We start from the raw sequence: 15372 nt of genomic DNA, 5'->3' as shown, positions 1-15372 counted from the left end.
CCTCACCACCTGTCCGGCTGTTGGAGCAATTCGTTGATTCGGCTCAGGAACTGTGCGCCCCGCGTTCCGTCGCTGGCACGGTGATCGGCGGCGAGGGTAGCTGTCACGACCGTCGCGACCTGGAAATCCCCGTCGCCGACCCAGGGGCGTTCGGTGGGTTTCCCGAAACCCACCAGCGCCACCTGAGGCGGATAGATCACACCGAAAACCGAGGTGACCCCGCGTTCGCCGAGATTCGTCACGGTCAACGTCGGGTCCGACATCTCGGAACTGCGCAGCGAACCGGCACGGGCGCGGGTCACCAAATCGCCGAGTTCCACCATCAGCTGGGAGAGGGGTTTGTCGGCGGTGTCGTGGATCGCGGGAGCGACCAGACCTCCGTCTCTCAGCGAGATCGCCACCCCGAGGTGGATGTGGGGTGCCGGCCGGAACTCGCCGTCCACCCAGTACCCGTTGAGGTCCGGGAACTGCTGGGCAGCGAGCGCGACAGCCTTGAGTTGCACAGCGGCGAGGAGGACTCGTTCGGTGATCGGGCGGGCGGCATTTTCGGTGCGCAACCACTCCGTCGCCGTCCGCAGTGGAATCTCGTCCATCAGGTAGTAGTGCGGGATCTCCCGCTTGGAGCGGCTCATGGACGCGGCGATGGCGCTGCGCATGTCGCGGGTCTTGGCCTCGGCCGGTCTGTGCTCGATGCCGTGGGCCGCCGCCCGCTGGACGTCGTCGAGTGTGACCGCAGCGTCCGCGCCTGTCCCGGTGACACCGGCGAGATCGATTCCCGCTCTTTCCGCTTCCCTGCGCGCCCTAGGCGAGACCTTGCGTCGCGGTGCCGGTTCCCCCGCGGGGGTGGCCGCGGTGGTGCCGGGCACCGCATCGGCCGTGGGCCGCTCCGGTGGCGGTGATTCTCCGGGACTCAGCAGGGTCGCCAACGGGGTTCCGACCGACACGGTCGTTCCGGGCGCGACGAGCAGCCGGTGAACGGTGCCGCTCTGCCAGACCTCCACGTCCACGGCCGCTTTCACGGTGTCGACCGTCGCTATCGCCTGACCGCGCTCGACCTCGTCACCGGGTTTGACCAACCAGTCCGTCAACGTTCCTTCGTCCATGTCGGCGCCCAGGGACGGCAGCGTGAAATCGAACATGGTTATGCCTCGTTCCTACCGATCGCCGATCACATTCCACGCCGTGGACACAATGGTTTCGACCTGAGGAAGGGTCGCGTATTCGAGATGCTTGGCGTAAGGCACCGGGACCTCGGCGCTGCACACGCGGCGAGGTGGCGCGTCGAGTTCGTAGAATTCGCGTTCGACGATCTGTGCCATGACTTCCGCCGCGAGGCTGCCGGTGCGCCAGCCCTCGTCGACCACCACGGCACGGTGCGTCTTCCGGATCGACGCGGCGATGGTGGCCGTGTCGAGGGGTCGCAGCACCCGAAGGTCGATGACCTCGGCGGCGATTCCCTTCTCTGCCAGGACGTCGGCGGCGGCGAGGGCCTTGGGCAGCGAACCGCCGTACGTGATCAGGCTGATGTGGTTTCCCTCCCGCCGTACCGCTGCCGAGTCGATGTCGACCAGGGCGGGCCCCTCGAGGTCCTCCGAAGAGTTGTACAGCTGGGTGTGTTCGAAGATGATCACCGGATCGGGGTCCGCGAGGGCCGGTCGGAGCATGCCGCGCGCGTCCGCCACCGTCGCGGGCGCCAGGACCCGTAGTCCGGGGATGTGGGCATACCAGTTCTCGAGGCTGTGCGAATGTTGTGCGGCCAGTTGCCTGCCGGCTCCGGTCGCCATGCGGACCACCACGGGGACGGAGAATTGTCCGCCCGACATGTGCCGGAGGGATGCCGCGGTGTTCACGATCTGGTCTAGCGCGAGCAGGCTGAAGTTGACGGTCATCACCTCGATGATCGGGCGCATCCCGCCCACGGCCGCCCCGATTCCCACTCCCACGAAACCCAACTCCGAGAGCGGGGTGTCGCGGATCCGGTCGTCCCCGAATTCGGCTAGCAGGCCTTTGGACACCGCGTACGTGCCGCCGTAGCGTCCGACGTCCTCCCCCATGAGGAACACCCGCGGATCGGAGTGCATTGCCTCTCGGATCGCTTCCCGCATCGCGTCCCGGTAGGTGATCTTCACGATGCCTCCTCTGTTCGCGCCGGTGTGAGTACGTCGCGCAGGAGGTCCCCGGGTGCCTCCCAGGTGCCTGCCTCGGCGAAGTCGACCGCGGCATCGACTTCCGACATGACGCGGTCGTCGATGCGGAGAAACTCTTCCTCCGAGAACATCTCGAGCGCCTTGAGCCGTGCCGAGAAGGTGTGAATCGGGCCTCTTTCCTTCCAGGACTCCACTTCCGCCTTGTCGCGATACAGTTCCGGGTCGAACATCGAATGGGCGCGAAATCGGTAGGTCTGGAATTCGATGAAGAAGGGGCCTCCGGTCGTGCGGACGTGCGCGGCGCCGGAGCGGGCCGCGTGCAGGGTGGCAATCACGTCCATGCCGTCCGCTTTGAGCGTCGGCACGTCGAACGACGCGGCTTTGACACACAGATCCGTTTGCGATTCCGAGCGGGACAGGGCCGTTCCCATGGCGTACAGGTTGTTCTCGCAGCAGAACAGCACCGGCAATTGCCACAGCGATGCGAGATTCATAGTTTCGTGAAAGGCGCCCTCCGCCATCGCGCCCTCGCCGAAGAAGCAGGCCGTCACCCGGCGCTTGCCCTGCATCTTGTCGGCCATCGCCAGACCGGCCGCGAGTGGCAGACCGCCGGCGACGATCGCATTGCCCCCGTAGAAACGGGTGGCGGCATCGAACAGATGCATCGATCCGCCTCTGCCCCGCGAACAACCTTCGCGTTTCCCGAACATCTCGGCCATGATCGAGTTCATGGGGACACCGTGCACCAGCGCGTGGCCGTGTTCGCGGTAGGTCGCGACCACCGCATCGCCCGGAGACAGGGCGTGTAACGCCCCGACCGCGACCGCCTCCTCCCCCACATACAGATGCAGGAAGCCGCGGATCTTCTGGGCGCCGTACAGTTCTGCCGCCTTCTCCTCGAAGCGTCGGATGCGCAGCATGTCCGTCAGCAACTCGACCGCGAACGCCTTGTCGTAGGGAAAGTCCGGGGCAGTCATCCGCCCACCTCCAAAGTCGATGTGTCGCCCTCCGGCAGACCGAGTTCGCGTGCTTTCAGCAGCCTGCGCATGATCTTGCCGCTGCGTGTGTGCGGGAGAACGTCCACGAACTCGATCTCCTTGGGAGCGACCGAGGCGCCGAGCTTCTTGCGGGAGTACCCGAGAAGTTCCCGGCGCAGGGTGTCGTCGGCGTTCCAGCCCGTCTTCACCGACACGAATGCCTTCACCACGGCCCCCACGATCGGGTCCGGCTTACCGATGACTCCCGCTTCGGCGACCGCGGGATGCTCCATGAGGACGTTCTCCACCTCGAACGGGCCGATGAGGTGGCCCGCCGATTTGATGACGTCGTCCGCCCGGCCCACGAACCAGTAGTAGCCGTCCGCGTCGCGCTTGGCCAGGTCGCCGGTCAGGTACCAGTCGCCGGCGAAAGCCCGCCGGTACCGGTCGTCGTTGTGCAGGTAACCGCGGAACATCGACGGCCAGCCTCGCCGTATCGCGAGTTCCCCCTCCACGTTCGGTGTTTCGACGGGTGCGATCCCGCCGTCCTCCGTGCGCCGGACGATGGCGGCGTCGATACCCGGAAGGGGTCGTCCCATCGAGCCGGGTTTGATGGCGAAACCGGGTGTGTTGGCGATCATGATGCCGCCGGTCTCGGTCTGCCACCAGTTGTCGTGGATGGGCCGCCCGAGCACGTCCCGTCCCCACAGAACGGTGTCGGGGTTGAGTGGTTCGCCAACGCTGGCGATGAACCGCAGGTGCGGGTAGGAGTACTTGTGCGCCAGTTCCGGACCGGACTTCATCAGCATGCGGATCGCGGTCGGGGCGGTGTACCACACCGTGACGGCCTGCTCTTCGAGGATGCGGTACCACCGTTCGGCATCGAATTCGTTGCTGTCGACGATCGACGTCACGCCGTGCAGCAACGGTGTGATCACCCCGTACGACGTGCCGGTGACCCAGCCGGGATCCGCCGTGCACCAGAATACGTCCGACGGATGCAGGTCCAGGGCATACAGTCCGGTTGCATAATGGGTGGTGACGGCGCCGTGGACGTGGATCGCACCCTTCGGGGTACCGGTCGTTCCACTCGTGAAATGCAGCAGGGCAACATCGTCGGCACAGGTCGGGGTGATGTCGCAGTCCCCGTCGGCTGCCGCCATCATGCTGTGGAAGTCGAGCGTGTCCGGAACGTCGGTGATCGAACCGGAATCCCCCACCAGCAGAACGTGGCGCAGGGAGGGCAACGAGCCGCGGATCTTCTCCACCCGCCGCCGATACAGCTGCTCGGTGGTCACCAGGACCTGGGCGCCGCCGAGCCGAATTCTCGTGGCCAACGGCTCGGGGCCGAAGGCGGAGAACAACGGCGACACGACGCTTCCGTTGCGCAACGCGCCCAGGATGCTGACGTACAACTCCGGGATGCGACCGGTGAACACGAAGACGGAGTCTCCCTTCCCGACGCCGAGTCCGCGCAGCACCTCGGTGAACTTGCGGACTCGATGCGCGAATTCTCCGAAGGTCACCTCGGTGCTGGGTAGCTCGCCGACACCCTTGTTCGGACCCACGAACCGGAAAGCGACCTTGTCCCGCTGCGGCCCGCAGTCGTGGCGGTCGACCGCGTAGTACGCGATGTTGCAGCCGCCGGGGGCCGACCCGAGTCGACGCTCGAGGTCAGACCACGTGAACCCTGTGCGTTCACCGTCGTAGTCGGTGAAGTTCGGTGACACCCCACTGGTGGACGGTGAACTGGGAATGATACTCATGGCCGCTGATCACAGTCCGCGTCCGCGCGCAGCCGCGTCCTGTGCGGCTGCCAGCTCGAACAACTGGTGGGCCAGGTCGGTCAATGCACGGGCGGTGGCCAGCTGGCGGCTGACCTGCACCGTGCCGGCGTGCCGGGAGCGGCATGGGGCCTCTCCCTGCCCCTCGAGCGTTGCATCGCGAGTGTGCAGGCGCGCCGTGGCAAGGGAACGGGTCTGTTCCGCGTCGTGTTCATGTATCTCGACGTCCACGGGCCACACAGTCGAAGGCACCGGTCTGTTCACCGACGCTCCGGACCCCGGCACATCGCGCCCGTGCAACTGTTCCGTCATCGCCTCTCCTGTTCGTGTGCGGTGTGGTGGCACTCGGTCACCGATCCCGGCATGTCGGCGATCGGCACCTCCGCGAGGTCCGCAATGCTTCCGGCAACGGTCCGGGCAATCGCGTCCCGCGTGAAGCTCGCCCCGAACTCGAGAATCAACCGCTCCACCACCGGGGCCTGCACATGCACCACCGACGTGGTGTCTGTATCACTGTTCGTGCCGGTCATTGCGTTTCAAGGTTCCTTCGATGCCGTTGGGCGTCCGTCGTTTCTTCAGCATCGCGAACCCGCCGACGACGGCAATAGAGGCGAAGGACCGTAGTCGAGGACCAAAGGCTCTGACGCCGCGTCCGCCTCCACGCTTGAATGAATTCCGACGGCCGACGACGGAGGTGACGGTGCATGAAAACCCGAACGCCGCACGCGGTCACCACGGGCGTCGTCGTGCGCTCCCTTCGACCCACCGACCGAGACGACGTGCAGTCTCTACACGAGCGGATGGACCAGCGCGACGCCTACCTGAGGTTCTTCGGCGCCCGTCCGAAGCATCTCGAGGATCTGGCCGAGTCGCTGTGCCGGCAAGACCGCACCCATTGCGCACTGGGCGCCTTCGTCGGCGGCACCCTGGTGGGAGTCGCGAACTACGTGAGCCCGGTCGGCCAGTCGGACGACGGCTCGCCGTCGGTCGAATTCGCGCTGGTGGTCGATCATGAGTACCAATCGCACGGAATCGGAACGATGCTGCTGTCACGGCTCGTCGAGGCAGCCCGGGCACATGGCATCGAGCGGATGACGGCGGAGGTGCTGGCGCAGAACACCGTGATGCTCGAGGTTATCCGGGACCGGGGATGGGCCCACGCGTTGCGCCGCGAGGGGACCACACTTCATCTCGACCTCGATCTCGACGACGACGCGCAGGCAGGCGGTCCCTCCGTCCGGCGCCGATCCGCAGCGATGTGACGCATTCTCATGTCGGCGACCGAGAGAACCCGGGAGTGTCCGCCACCGCAGGCGGTGGGGGAACGCGAGGTGAGCGGAGTCGAGACGCACACGGCCTACGTCGTCATGGTGGGTGATGTCGTCTTCAAGGCGAAGAAGCCGATCCGGACGGCGTTCGCCGACTTCGGCACCGCCGAGAGGCGTCGCACGGCGTGTGAGCGTGAAGTGGCGTTGAACCGCAGACTGTGTCCCGATGTGTATCTCGGCGTCGCCGAATTGACCGACCCGGCAGGAGGGCCGGCCGAAGCGCTCGTCAAGATGCGCCGGATGCCGTCGGACCGACGCCTCGCCCGGCTGGTCGGTGGGGACGGTGACGCCACCGCACAGGTCGATGCGATCGCCGCCGCCGTCGCCCGATTCCATGCCGGAGCGGAGAAGTCTGCGGAGATCGATCGTGACGCCGCGCCCGGAGCGGTGGCCGCGCGGTGGCGAGCGAACGTGTCCGAGGTGACGAGTTACCGGTGCGACGTCCTCCCGGCGGCGGACGTCCACGAGGTGCAGGCGCGGGCCCTCAGGTATCTGAAGGGACGGAAACGGCTGTTCGAGAACCGCGTTCGGGACGGGCGGATCGTCGATGGTCACGGCGATCTTCTGGCGGACGACATCTTCTGCCTCGCAGACGGGCCGCGCATTCTCGACTGCCTCGACTTCGACGACCACCTGCGCCACGTCGACTGTATCGACGACGCCGCATGCCTCGCCATGGATCTCGAGTACCTGGGACGCGAGGACCTGGGATCGCGGTTTCTCGATCGGTATTGCGCCGCGGCACGCGATGAGCCGCCGGCATCATTGCAGCATCACTACATCGCCTATCGGGCGTTCGTCCGCGCGAAGGTGGCCTGCCTGCGGTACACGCAGGGTTCCCGCGCGGCCGGCGAGGATGCCCGGGCGCACTGCAACCTCGCGTTGCGGCAGCTGCGCGCGGGAACCGTGCGAATGGCACTGGTCGGTGGGCTGCCCGGCACCGGAAAGTCCACGCTGTCGCGCAAGTTGGCTGACGTCACCGGATCCGTCGTCATCTCCAGCGACCACGTCCGCAAGGAACTCGACGGCCTCGATCCGCATTCCCGTCAAGTGGCCGGATTCGGTGAGGGCTTGTACAGCGGCACCATGACCGACCGCACCTACGCCGAGGTGCTGCGGCGCGCTCGCGACCATCTCACGGCGGGAAGGTCGGTCGTGCTGGATGCGTCGTGGACACAACCGATGCGCCGGGAGCGCGCTGCGCTCGTCGCTTCCTGCACCCACAGCGATCTCGTCGAACTCGAGTGCAGGGCACCACGCGCCATGGCGATCGCGAGAATCGGGAGCCGTCCAACCGGCGACTCGGACGCCACCCCCGCCGTGTACGACGCGATGGCCGCGAGTGCCGCGGCGTGGCCCTCGGCCACCGCGGTCGACACGGACACGGCCGCCGGGGACAGCGTGCAGACGGCGGAGCGGATCTGGCATTCCACGTCGGGGTGGCGAGATGAGTAGTCACAGCTACCGTTCGCCGGTAACGGTTTGCCCGACGACAGGAGAGCCCATGCCCGACATCGTGACGTTGACGATGAATCCTGCGCTCGACATCACCACGAGCACGAACCGGGTGGTGCCGACCGACAAGGTGCGCTGCGGCGCGCCTCGCCGAGATCCCGGCGGCGGCGGACTGAACGTGGCCCGGGTACTGCACGTTCTCGGAACTCCCGCGACGGCGGTGTTTCCTTCGGGCGGCCATACAGGCCGGGCCCTCGAGGATCTCGTGGCCACCGAGGGCGTCGAGATCCGGAGTCTGACGATCCGCGGTTCCACACGGGAGAGCCTGACGATCAACGAGAACGAGACGGGTCTGCAGTACCGTTTCGTCCTGCCGGGACCAACAGTGACCGCAAGGGAACAGGTGGCCTGTCTCGACCTGGTCATCGAGGTCGCGTCGGGCGCCGACTATGTGGTGGTGAGCGGAAGTCTGCCACCGGGTGTGCCCGCCGATTTCTACCAGCAGGTGGCAGACGTCGTCGGCGACCTCGGTGCGCGAGTCATCGTCGATACGTCCGGTCCGGCCCTGAGACAACTTCGGGGTGGTGTGTTTCTCGTCAAACCGAGCATTCGCGAACTCCGGGACTGGACGGGGCGGGAGTTGTCGGCGATCGACGACCAGGTGGCAGCGGCTCGGGAAGTCATCGACCGGGGGGTCTCCCAGATCGTCGTCCTCTCGCTCGGTGCCGATGGCGCTCTGCTGGTCACACGGGACCGCGACGAGTATTTCCCGTCGGTCCAAGTCCCGGTGGTCAGCGGTGTCGGTGCAGGCGACAGCATGGTCGCCGGTGTGGTGTGCGGCCTGGCACACGGTCGTTCGTTGAGCGACTCGGTGCGGTACGGGATCGCCGCGGGGGCGGCCATGCTGCAGACACCGGGCACCGCCCTGTGCCGGCGACCCGACGTCGAGCGGTTCTATCAACTGCTCACCGACGGATCCGCCGCGGGCACCATCGTCGGATAGTCAGGCGTGTGCGAGATGGAGACCGGCCGCGCTCAGTTCCGCGTAGTTCGGATCGCATCGTGAACCATCCAGCGCGAGTTGACAGTACACGGCGTCGTAAGCTCGTGGGTCACCTGTCGAGGCGATGGGACTGGTGCGACGCTCCAGCATGGTAGTGCCGGGCCATCTCGACTGGATCGCCTCGGCGAGCTGCGCCCCGTCGATATCGGCGACGATGAGCGGACCGCCCTCCCCCACGACTACAACCTGACGGGCGTCGGGCAGCTGCCACACGGCGACCGGCAGCACCGTGTCGGTGCCACCAGGACCGTGCACGGTGACGGAGTCGCCGGTGCTGCTGATCAGTGTCGCGACGGGTTCGCTCATCGGGTTCCTCCTCGCCGGTCCCCATCCGCGGACGTTCGCAGGTCTGACCTCGCTCGGTCGAGCAGGATCCTGCGTTCCGCAGCCGCGATGTTGTGGCGCGTAATGGCGGCGACGTCCGGTGCCACGGACACCGAGGTGATGCCTTTGCGTACGAGATGTTCCGCCAGAGCGGGGTTGGTCGACACTGCCTGCCCGCACAGGGAGGTGGTGAGCCCGGCACGTGTGGCACGCTCGATGATGACGTCGATGGCGTCGAGTACGGCCGGGTCCATGGTGTCGAACAGGTCCCGGCAGATCTCGGAATCCCGATCGACTCCCAGCACGAGTTGGGTGAGGTCGTTGGTACCGATGGAGACGCCATCGATGCCGAGGGCCGCGTACTCCGGAATCCAATACGCGACGGAGGGGACCTCCGCCATGATCCATCGGTGCATGCGGTGATCGGCGCCCAGTGGATGGGAGTCGAGGTCCGCGAGGCACTGTGCGAGCTCCCACCGGGTGCGGACGAACGGGATCATCAGATGCACATTCGGGTACCGCTTCCTGACGGTGAACAGCACGTCGAGATCGAGACGGAATAGTTCGGGTTCGCGCACGTAGCGGAAGCAGCCGCGGTAGCCGATCATCGGGTTGTCTTCGTGAGGCTCCACATCGCCGCCGGAAAGGTTGGCGAATTCGTTGGTGCGTAGATCGATCGCCCGGTAGATGACGGGGCGCGGCGTGAACGCGGCGGCGATGCGTTCGACCGCCGCCGCCATCTCGGCCACGTACTCGTCGCGGCGTCCCTGCGCGATCATCGCTGCCGGGTGTGTCCCACCCAGCGCGTCCATGATCATGAACTCGGCGCGAAGCAACCCCACTCCGTCGACGTCGGAAGCGGCCACACGGTCGGCGGCGTCCGGTGTGGCGAGGTTGACGTACACGGAGGTGGCCGTCACCTCCCGTGCGGACCCCGCACTCGTCCGCTCCGTCGCCGGTCGCGGTGAGGAAACGGCACCCTTCGCCGACGACTCCGGTGCAGAGGCGGATACCGCTCCGTCGTAGACCACCCCCGAATCACCGTCGACCGTGACGATCGCCCCCTCCACCAGTTCGGTGGTGGCGGTCCGGGTACCGACGACCACGGGACGTCCCAGCTCGCGACCGACGATGGCGGCGTGACAGGTGATCCCGCCGCCGTCCGTGACGATCGCCGCCGCACGGCGCAGCACGGGAAGCCAGTCGGGGCGTGTCATGGGTGCGACGAGTATCTCTCCGTCGGACAACCGGTGAGCGTCGGACACGGACCGCAGGATGCGGACGCGGCCAGTCGCGGTTCCGGGGCCTGCGCCGAGCCCGTGGACGAGGGCCTTGCTCGTCGATTCGCGGTGGTCCTCCGTGCGAGCCCGGGGCTGTCCCAGAGTCGTGATGGGGCGCGTCTGGACGATCCACAACCGATTTGCGGCGAACGCGAATTCGAGGTCCTGGGGGACGTGATAGTGGTCTTCGACAGCGACGGCGAGCAACGCCAATCGTTCGAGTTGCTGGTCGGTGAGAACGCGACGGCCTCGTGCCGTGGCGGGAATCTCTACCGAATGCTCCCCTTCGTCATCCGCGGTGATGGAGAAGGACTGTGACCCGATGTGGGCGTCGATCACTGCGAATCCCGACTTCGCCACCACATAGGTGTCCGGCTCCACCTGGCCTCCCACCACGACCTCGCCCAGTCCGGTCGCGGCTTCGACGACGATGCGATCGCGTGCGCCGGTTCTGGGATCTGCGGTGAAGACCACGCCCGACTGGTCGGCGTCCACCATCAACTGGACGACGACCGCGATCGACGGCTCGTCGGTCACTCCCTGAACGCTGCGATAGGTGAGTGCGCGCTCGGACCACAGCGACGCCCAGCATTTGCCGATTGCCTCGATCAGCGCGTCGTCACCGGCCACTCCGACGAAGCTGTCGTGGATACCTGCGAACGAGGTGTCGGCCGCGTCTTCGGCGGGGGCGGATGAGCGGACCGCGACCCTCGGCGCCCCCGCGCCGAGCTCACGATACGCAGCGAGAATTTCCGCTCGCAGGGCAGCGGGCATCGGAACGCCGAGTACGGTCGACCGCAACTCGTGCGACGCTGCGGTGAGGGTGTTGTCGTCGGTCCCGGCTTTCGGCAACCCGTGCTCCCGAAGGGTATCGCGCACTCCCGCCTCGTCCATCGCCCCCAGGTAGCCTTCCGCGGTGACGGCAAATCCGGGTGGGACCGGATAGCGGGCGCGCGTCAGCTCACCGAGATTGGCCGCCTTGCCCCCTACCGATGGTGCGTCCGCCAATCCGAGTTGATCGATCGGCTTGACCCAACGGTGTTCGACCACCGTCTGTTGCACGTTCATGAGGTCTCCTCGTCGTCATGATCCAGCGAACACCGTCGACTTCGGACCGCACAGGGTCCAAAGTCACCGCCACTTCGCGCGGGGCCGAAATACCCTGTCGAACTCTGGTCTGCGGCTCGATGATGGGACGTAACCTCGACCGACAGGAGGCACCGTCGTGACGCGCTCGGCCGTCATCCGGCAGTCCCTCGGCGGCGCGGTGCTGATTGCGGTACATGTGATCCTGACCAAACCGCTGCGCCGGCGTCGCACGACGTGGGGCGCGACCGCTGTGGAGGCCGCGGCAACGCTGCTCGGAGACGAGCTGATCGCCGACCCCGCGTGGGGTTACACGCACGCCGTGACGGTCGATGCGCCCCCGGAGCTGGTGTGGCCCTGGATCGTCCAGCTGGGACAGGGGCGCGGAGGCTTCTACAGCTACGTCGGACTCGAGAACCTCATCGGCTGCCGCGTGCGCAACACCGAGAAGGTTCTTCCCGACTACCAGACCCTCGACACAGGCGACGAGGTGCGGCTGCACCCGAAGGCGCCGCCGATGACTGTGGCGTCGGTCGAAACGAACGCACGCCTGGTCCTGTATGCCCGCGACCCCCGCACCGGTGACGCCTTCAGCTGGGCGTTTCATCTCCTTCCCGACCAGGCTGGCCGCACCCGGTTGATCGAGCGGGGCCGCAGTTCCTGCGGCCCCGGACTCGCCAGCCGTCTGTTCTTCGGTCCGCTGCTGACGGAGCCGATCGGCTTCGTCATGAGCCGGAAGATGCTTCTCACGATCCGAGCGCTCGCATCGGCCACCGGTACCGAAGCTGCACGGCCGACCTGAAGCGAACACTCGCCGCACCCATCTGGAGGAGAACCTCGTGAGAACAGGTGCAAACCCGACATCTCCCGGCACGGATCGCAGCACTCCACTTCCGCCGCCCATCTCCCTCGGTGGGGCCGCGACGAGCGACAGCGACAGTGTCCTTCGCGAGGTGGCTTCTTCACTTCACGGATTGACCTCGGCCGACGCCGAGCGGCGGCTGGGTCTGTGCGGACCGAACACCGTGCGAACCTTTCGCGTCAACGCACTCGCCGTCCTCGGACGCCAACTTCGCAGCGCCCTGCTGCTCCTGCTCGCGGCGACGGCCGTCGCGTCCTACTTCCTGGGCGACCACAACGATGCCGTCATCATCGGAACGATTCTGGCGGCGAGCATCGGGGTGGGGTTCGCCAACGAATATCGCGCCGAACGCGCAACGGCGGCACTCCATTCACGCATGCGGCACACCGCGGTGGTTCTCCGAGACGGCACCCCGAGCCGGGTGGACGTCATCACCCTGGTGCCGGGTGACGTGGTGCGGCTCGTGCTCGGCGAGGTCGTTCCCGCCGATCTGCGGCTCCTGAGCGCGGTGAACCTCGAGTGCGATGAGAGCGTACTCACCGGCGAGTCCGAACCGGCCGCGAAGTCGACTGCTCCCGTCCCGGCCTCACGCTCCCTGGCGGACTGGTCGAACTGCGCGTTCATGGGGACCGTCGTGCACGCCGGGACGGGTACCGGGGTGGTCGTCGCCACCGGGGCCGACGCCGAATTCGGGCGCATCGCAGTGGGACTCGGTGAGCGTGAGCCGGAAACCGAGTTCCAGACGGGTCTGCGGCGGTTCTCCGTCCTCCTACTTCAGGTCGCGGTCGCCCTGACCACGATGATCATGGTCATCAATCTGTCGTTGCACCGCTCGCTCATCGACTCGCTGCTGTTCTCGCTCGCGATCGCGGTGGGGGTGACCCCACAACTGCTCCCCGCTGTGGTGAGCACGGCGCTCGCCGAGGGGTCCCGCCGGCTCGCCAAGCGAAAGGTGCTGGTCAAACGGCTGGTGTGCATCGAGGATCTCGGTGATATCGATGTTCTCGTCACCGACAAGACCGGCACCCTCACCGATGGCCGGATCGGCTTCGTCGCTGCCCTGGATTCACGCGGCGCCCCGTGCCCGGACGCCCTTCTGCACGGGCTGCTCGCCACTGAGGTCGAGGAGGCCGGAACCGACCATCTGGGTACGAACCCCTTGGACACCGCACTCTGGGCGGCTGCGGGGGCCGCCGGGTCTGTGGCCGATGCGTACACGAGGGTGGCGAGCTGTCCTTTCGACCACCAGCGGCGGATGTCGTCGACACTGGTGTGTGCACCGAGCGGTCGGCGAATGGCTCTGGCAGTCTGAAGTGGTTCTGGCCCACTTTCCGTGATGGTTTCTGAGTGTGTCAGTGGCTGAGGAGTATTCGTTTGCGTAGGAGGTCGAATCCGGCGCGTCCGTACATCTGTCGTTTGAGCATTTTGATTCTATTTACGTTGCCCTCGACAGCACCGGAGTTGTAGGGCAGGGTCAGCCCGTTGAGGACGGCGGCGTGGTCGCGTTCGATTCCCCGGACAAATCGGTGCAGGTGCGGCAGATCGTCCGATGCGGCGGCCGTCATCCAGGAGCCCAGACGGTCGCCGTGGCGGCCGGTCAGCATCTCGGCGAACGAGGTGACGTGCGCGGCGGTGGTCTCGAGGTGCTGGCAGCTGGCGAGGACTTGTTTGAGTCCGAGTTGCTCGTCGTCGGTGAGGTTGTCGGGATGGTGCAGCATCCACGAGGTGATGGTCCGAACTTTCGGGATCTTCGGTGTGGCCGGCGGGGCGGCACCGACGTCGCGGAACGGGCGGAGGTAGTCGCGGACGGTGGCGTAGCTGCCGCGATAGCCCACGGCCCGGATCTCGTCGAAGAGGGTGAGGGCGGTCGTGCATCCGTCGTTCCATCGCTCGTGCAGGTGCTCGGTGAATTCGTCTAACACGGTGCGCCGGCCTGCCCGCGGTGTGGCCAGCAGTTCGTCGACGCTGCCGGCGCGGTAGTACCGGCGCACGGTTTCCTTGGCGAGTCCGAGCTCCCGCTGGATCGGTTTGATCCCCTTGCCCTGGGCTTTGAGCGCGGCGACGGCCTCGTAGCGGCGCTTGGTGCGGGCGACGAGGACGGATTGTTCTCGGCGTGCGGTGTGCGCCTGTTCGGCGGCCCGCCGGAGGTCCTCCGCGGCGGTGCGTTCGATGATGGGTTCGAGGTCGACTGCGGCGTTGGCGCGGAGGCAACCGTGATGGGCGGCAACGGTTTTCTCCACGGCTTCGGCCAGGTTGTGCCATAGGTGCCAGCGGTCGGCGACCTCGATCGCGTCGGGGGCTCCGGTGCGCGCCCCTTCGGCGTACGCGCCGGCGCGATCGCGGCACACCACGGTCGTGCCCGGGTGTGCGGTCAGCCAGTCGGCGAAGGTGTCGGCCTTCCGGTCGGCGAGGACGTCGACGGGCCGGTGGGTGGCCATGTCGATCAGGACGGTGCCATATCGGTGCCGTCGGCGCAGGGCGAAGTCGTCGACACCGAGGACCTCCACCGTTGCCGCCGGCGGGTCCGGAAGCGCACGGACAAGTCGTAGCAGGGTGCTGCGTCCGACGTGCACGCCCAGTGCTGTCGCCAGTCGGGCTCCGGCGCGGCCGGCCAGCGCCAGCCCGATCCTTTCGAGGGTTCCCCGCAGCAGTGGGGTGCGTCGCGCATATCGCGTGGTCACACCGTCGATCTGCTCGGCGAAGGTGCGGCGCTCGCAGTCGGCGGTCAAACACAGGAAGCGCCGTACCCGCAGGACGAGGCGACTCGGCCGATTCCCGATCGCGGTGTCGGCCACCGTGCGTTCGTATCGGCTGTGCACCCGATCGGAGGTGTCACCGCAGGCCGGGCAGGACGCCGACACCGACAGTGCGGATGCGCGAATGCTCACCCCGCCCCCAGCGACGTCGATTGAATCGATCGCCACACCCACCAGGTGGGGAATCAAAACACGCAGGTCACAACAGCTTCCAGAACACCGGCAAGATCATCTCCCGCGCATTCCACGTCTCACCGGCACGACACGCCGCCACGATGGACCATCACGGAAAGTGGGCCAGAACCAGATC

13 protein-coding genes and 1 pseudogene are annotated in these 15372 nt (G+C 66.9%); 5 read left to right on the top strand and 9 right to left on the bottom strand.

Annotated elements, in window-relative coordinates; genetic code table 11:
• Window positions 1–2: 2 nt before the first annotated feature.
• From JVH1_RS37365 to JVH1_RS37340, 6 genes are read right to left on the bottom strand one after another with little or no spacing between them, the layout of a single operon-like run.
• Complete coding sequence (locus tag JVH1_RS37365) at window positions 3–1139, bottom strand: dihydrolipoamide acetyltransferase family protein (protein ID WP_009472556.1); 1137 nt, start codon at window positions 1137–1139, stop codon at window positions 3–5.
• A gap of 15 nt (window positions 1140–1154) precedes the next feature.
• The gene (locus JVH1_RS37360; protein ID WP_009472557.1) at window positions 1155–2129 is read right to left on the bottom strand and encodes an alpha-ketoacid dehydrogenase subunit beta; all 975 of its coding nucleotides are present in this window, start codon (window positions 2127–2129) and stop codon (window positions 1155–1157) included.
• Entirely contained in the window at window positions 2126–3124 is a 999-nt protein-coding gene (gene pdhA, locus JVH1_RS37355) for a pyruvate dehydrogenase (acetyl-transferring) E1 component subunit alpha (protein WP_009472558.1), read from the bottom strand. The genes JVH1_RS37360 and pdhA overlap by 4 nt, the downstream gene beginning before the upstream one ends.
• Entirely contained in the window at window positions 3121–4890 is a 1770-nt protein-coding gene (acsA, locus tag JVH1_RS37350; protein ID WP_009472559.1) for an acetate--CoA ligase, read from the bottom strand. The genes pdhA and acsA overlap by 4 nt, the downstream gene beginning before the upstream one ends.
• Before the next feature lie 9 nt (window positions 4891–4899).
• Window positions 4900–5220, bottom strand: a complete 321-nt coding sequence (locus tag JVH1_RS37345; protein WP_009472560.1) for a dsRBD fold-containing protein — start codon at window positions 5218–5220, stop codon at window positions 4900–4902.
• Entirely contained in the window at window positions 5217–5438 is a 222-nt protein-coding gene (locus tag JVH1_RS37340; RefSeq protein ID WP_009472561.1) for a hypothetical protein, read from the bottom strand. Before JVH1_RS37340 ends, JVH1_RS37345 begins: the two co-directional genes overlap by 4 nt.
• Window positions 5439–5612: 174 nt before the next feature.
• On the opposite strand from JVH1_RS37340, the gene JVH1_RS37335 reads away from it, so the two are divergent.
• The 3 genes from JVH1_RS37335 to JVH1_RS37325 are packed head-to-tail and all read left to right on the top strand — an operon-like array spanning window position 5613 to window position 8694.
• Complete coding sequence (locus JVH1_RS37335) at window positions 5613–6170, top strand: GNAT family N-acetyltransferase (protein ID WP_009472562.1); 558 nt, start codon at window positions 5613–5615, stop codon at window positions 6168–6170.
• Window positions 6171–6179: 9 nt separating this feature from the next.
• The gene (locus JVH1_RS37330) at window positions 6180–7691 is read left to right on the top strand and encodes an AAA family ATPase (protein WP_043777303.1); all 1512 of its coding nucleotides are present in this window, start codon (window positions 6180–6182) and stop codon (window positions 7689–7691) included.
• A gap of 49 nt (window positions 7692–7740) precedes the next feature.
• Window positions 7741–8694: a 1-phosphofructokinase family hexose kinase gene (locus JVH1_RS37325; protein WP_009472564.1), complete on the top strand. Its 954-nt coding sequence runs from the start codon at window positions 7741–7743 to the stop codon at window positions 8692–8694.
• Here JVH1_RS37325 and JVH1_RS37320 read toward each other — a convergent pair whose 3' ends face one another.
• Entirely contained in the window at window positions 8695–9060 is a 366-nt protein-coding gene (locus JVH1_RS37320; protein ID WP_009472565.1) for a hypothetical protein, read from the bottom strand.
• Window positions 9057–11426, bottom strand: coding sequence for a phosphoenolpyruvate synthase (gene ppsA, locus JVH1_RS37315; RefSeq protein WP_009472566.1), 2370 nt, complete (start codon window positions 11424–11426; stop codon window positions 9057–9059). The genes JVH1_RS37320 and ppsA overlap by 4 nt, the downstream gene beginning before the upstream one ends.
• Before the next feature lie 157 nt (window positions 11427–11583).
• Here ppsA and JVH1_RS37310 point away from each other — a divergent pair, with 157 nt between their 5' ends.
• Together JVH1_RS37310 and JVH1_RS37305 are read left to right on the top strand one after the other, a co-directional pair.
• Window positions 11584–12246 (top strand): hypothetical protein, encoded by a 663-nt coding sequence (locus JVH1_RS37310; RefSeq protein WP_009472567.1) that lies wholly within the window; start codon window positions 11584–11586, stop codon window positions 12244–12246.
• A 100-nt stretch (window positions 12247–12346) separates the two neighbouring features.
• Window positions 12347–13603, top strand: a pseudogene (locus JVH1_RS37305) (HAD-IC family P-type ATPase); the annotation flags it as partial.
• A 55-nt stretch (window positions 13604–13658) separates the two neighbouring features.
• On the opposite strand, the gene JVH1_RS37300 reads toward JVH1_RS37305, so the two are convergent.
• Window positions 13659–15230 (bottom strand): ISL3 family transposase, encoded by a 1572-nt coding sequence (locus JVH1_RS37300; RefSeq protein ID WP_371113079.1) that lies wholly within the window; start codon window positions 15228–15230, stop codon window positions 13659–13661.
• Between the last annotated feature and the right edge of the window lie 142 nt (window positions 15231–15372).

The organism is Rhodococcus sp. JVH1, from assembly GCF_000280725.2.
Classification (GTDB): Bacteria; Actinomycetota; Actinomycetes; order Mycobacteriales; family Mycobacteriaceae; genus Rhodococcus_F; species Rhodococcus_F jostii_A.
Note: the sequence above shows the minus strand (reverse complement) of the source record. Positions and strands in the feature narration are given on the sequence as shown.

Coding starts and splice junctions, on each gene's coding strand:
- JVH1_RS37365 (WP_009472556.1), bottom strand. CDS start 1,139: ATGTTCGATTTCACGCTGCCGTCCCTGGGCGCCGACATGGACGAAGGA.
- pdhA (WP_009472558.1), bottom strand. CDS start 3,124: ATGACTGCCCCGGACTTTCCCTACGACAAGGCGTTCGCGGTCGAGTTG.
- acsA (WP_009472559.1), bottom strand. CDS start 4,890: ATGAGTATCATTCCCAGTTCACCGTCCACCAGTGGGGTGTCACCGAAC.
- JVH1_RS37345 (WP_009472560.1), bottom strand. CDS start 5,220: ATGACGGAACAGTTGCACGGGCGCGATGTGCCGGGGTCCGGAGCGTCG.
- JVH1_RS37340 (WP_009472561.1), bottom strand. CDS start 5,438: ATGACCGGCACGAACAGTGATACAGACACCACGTCGGTGGTGCATGTG.
- JVH1_RS37335 (WP_009472562.1), top strand. CDS start 5,613: ATGAAAACCCGAACGCCGCACGCGGTCACCACGGGCGTCGTCGTGCGC.
- JVH1_RS37330 (WP_043777303.1), top strand. CDS start 6,180: ATGTCGGCGACCGAGAGAACCCGGGAGTGTCCGCCACCGCAGGCGGTG.
- JVH1_RS37325 (WP_009472564.1), top strand. CDS start 7,741: ATGCCCGACATCGTGACGTTGACGATGAATCCTGCGCTCGACATCACC.
- JVH1_RS37320 (WP_009472565.1), bottom strand. CDS start 9,060: ATGAGCGAACCCGTCGCGACACTGATCAGCAGCACCGGCGACTCCGTC.
- ppsA (WP_009472566.1), bottom strand. CDS start 11,426: ATGAACGTGCAACAGACGGTGGTCGAACACCGTTGGGTCAAGCCGATC.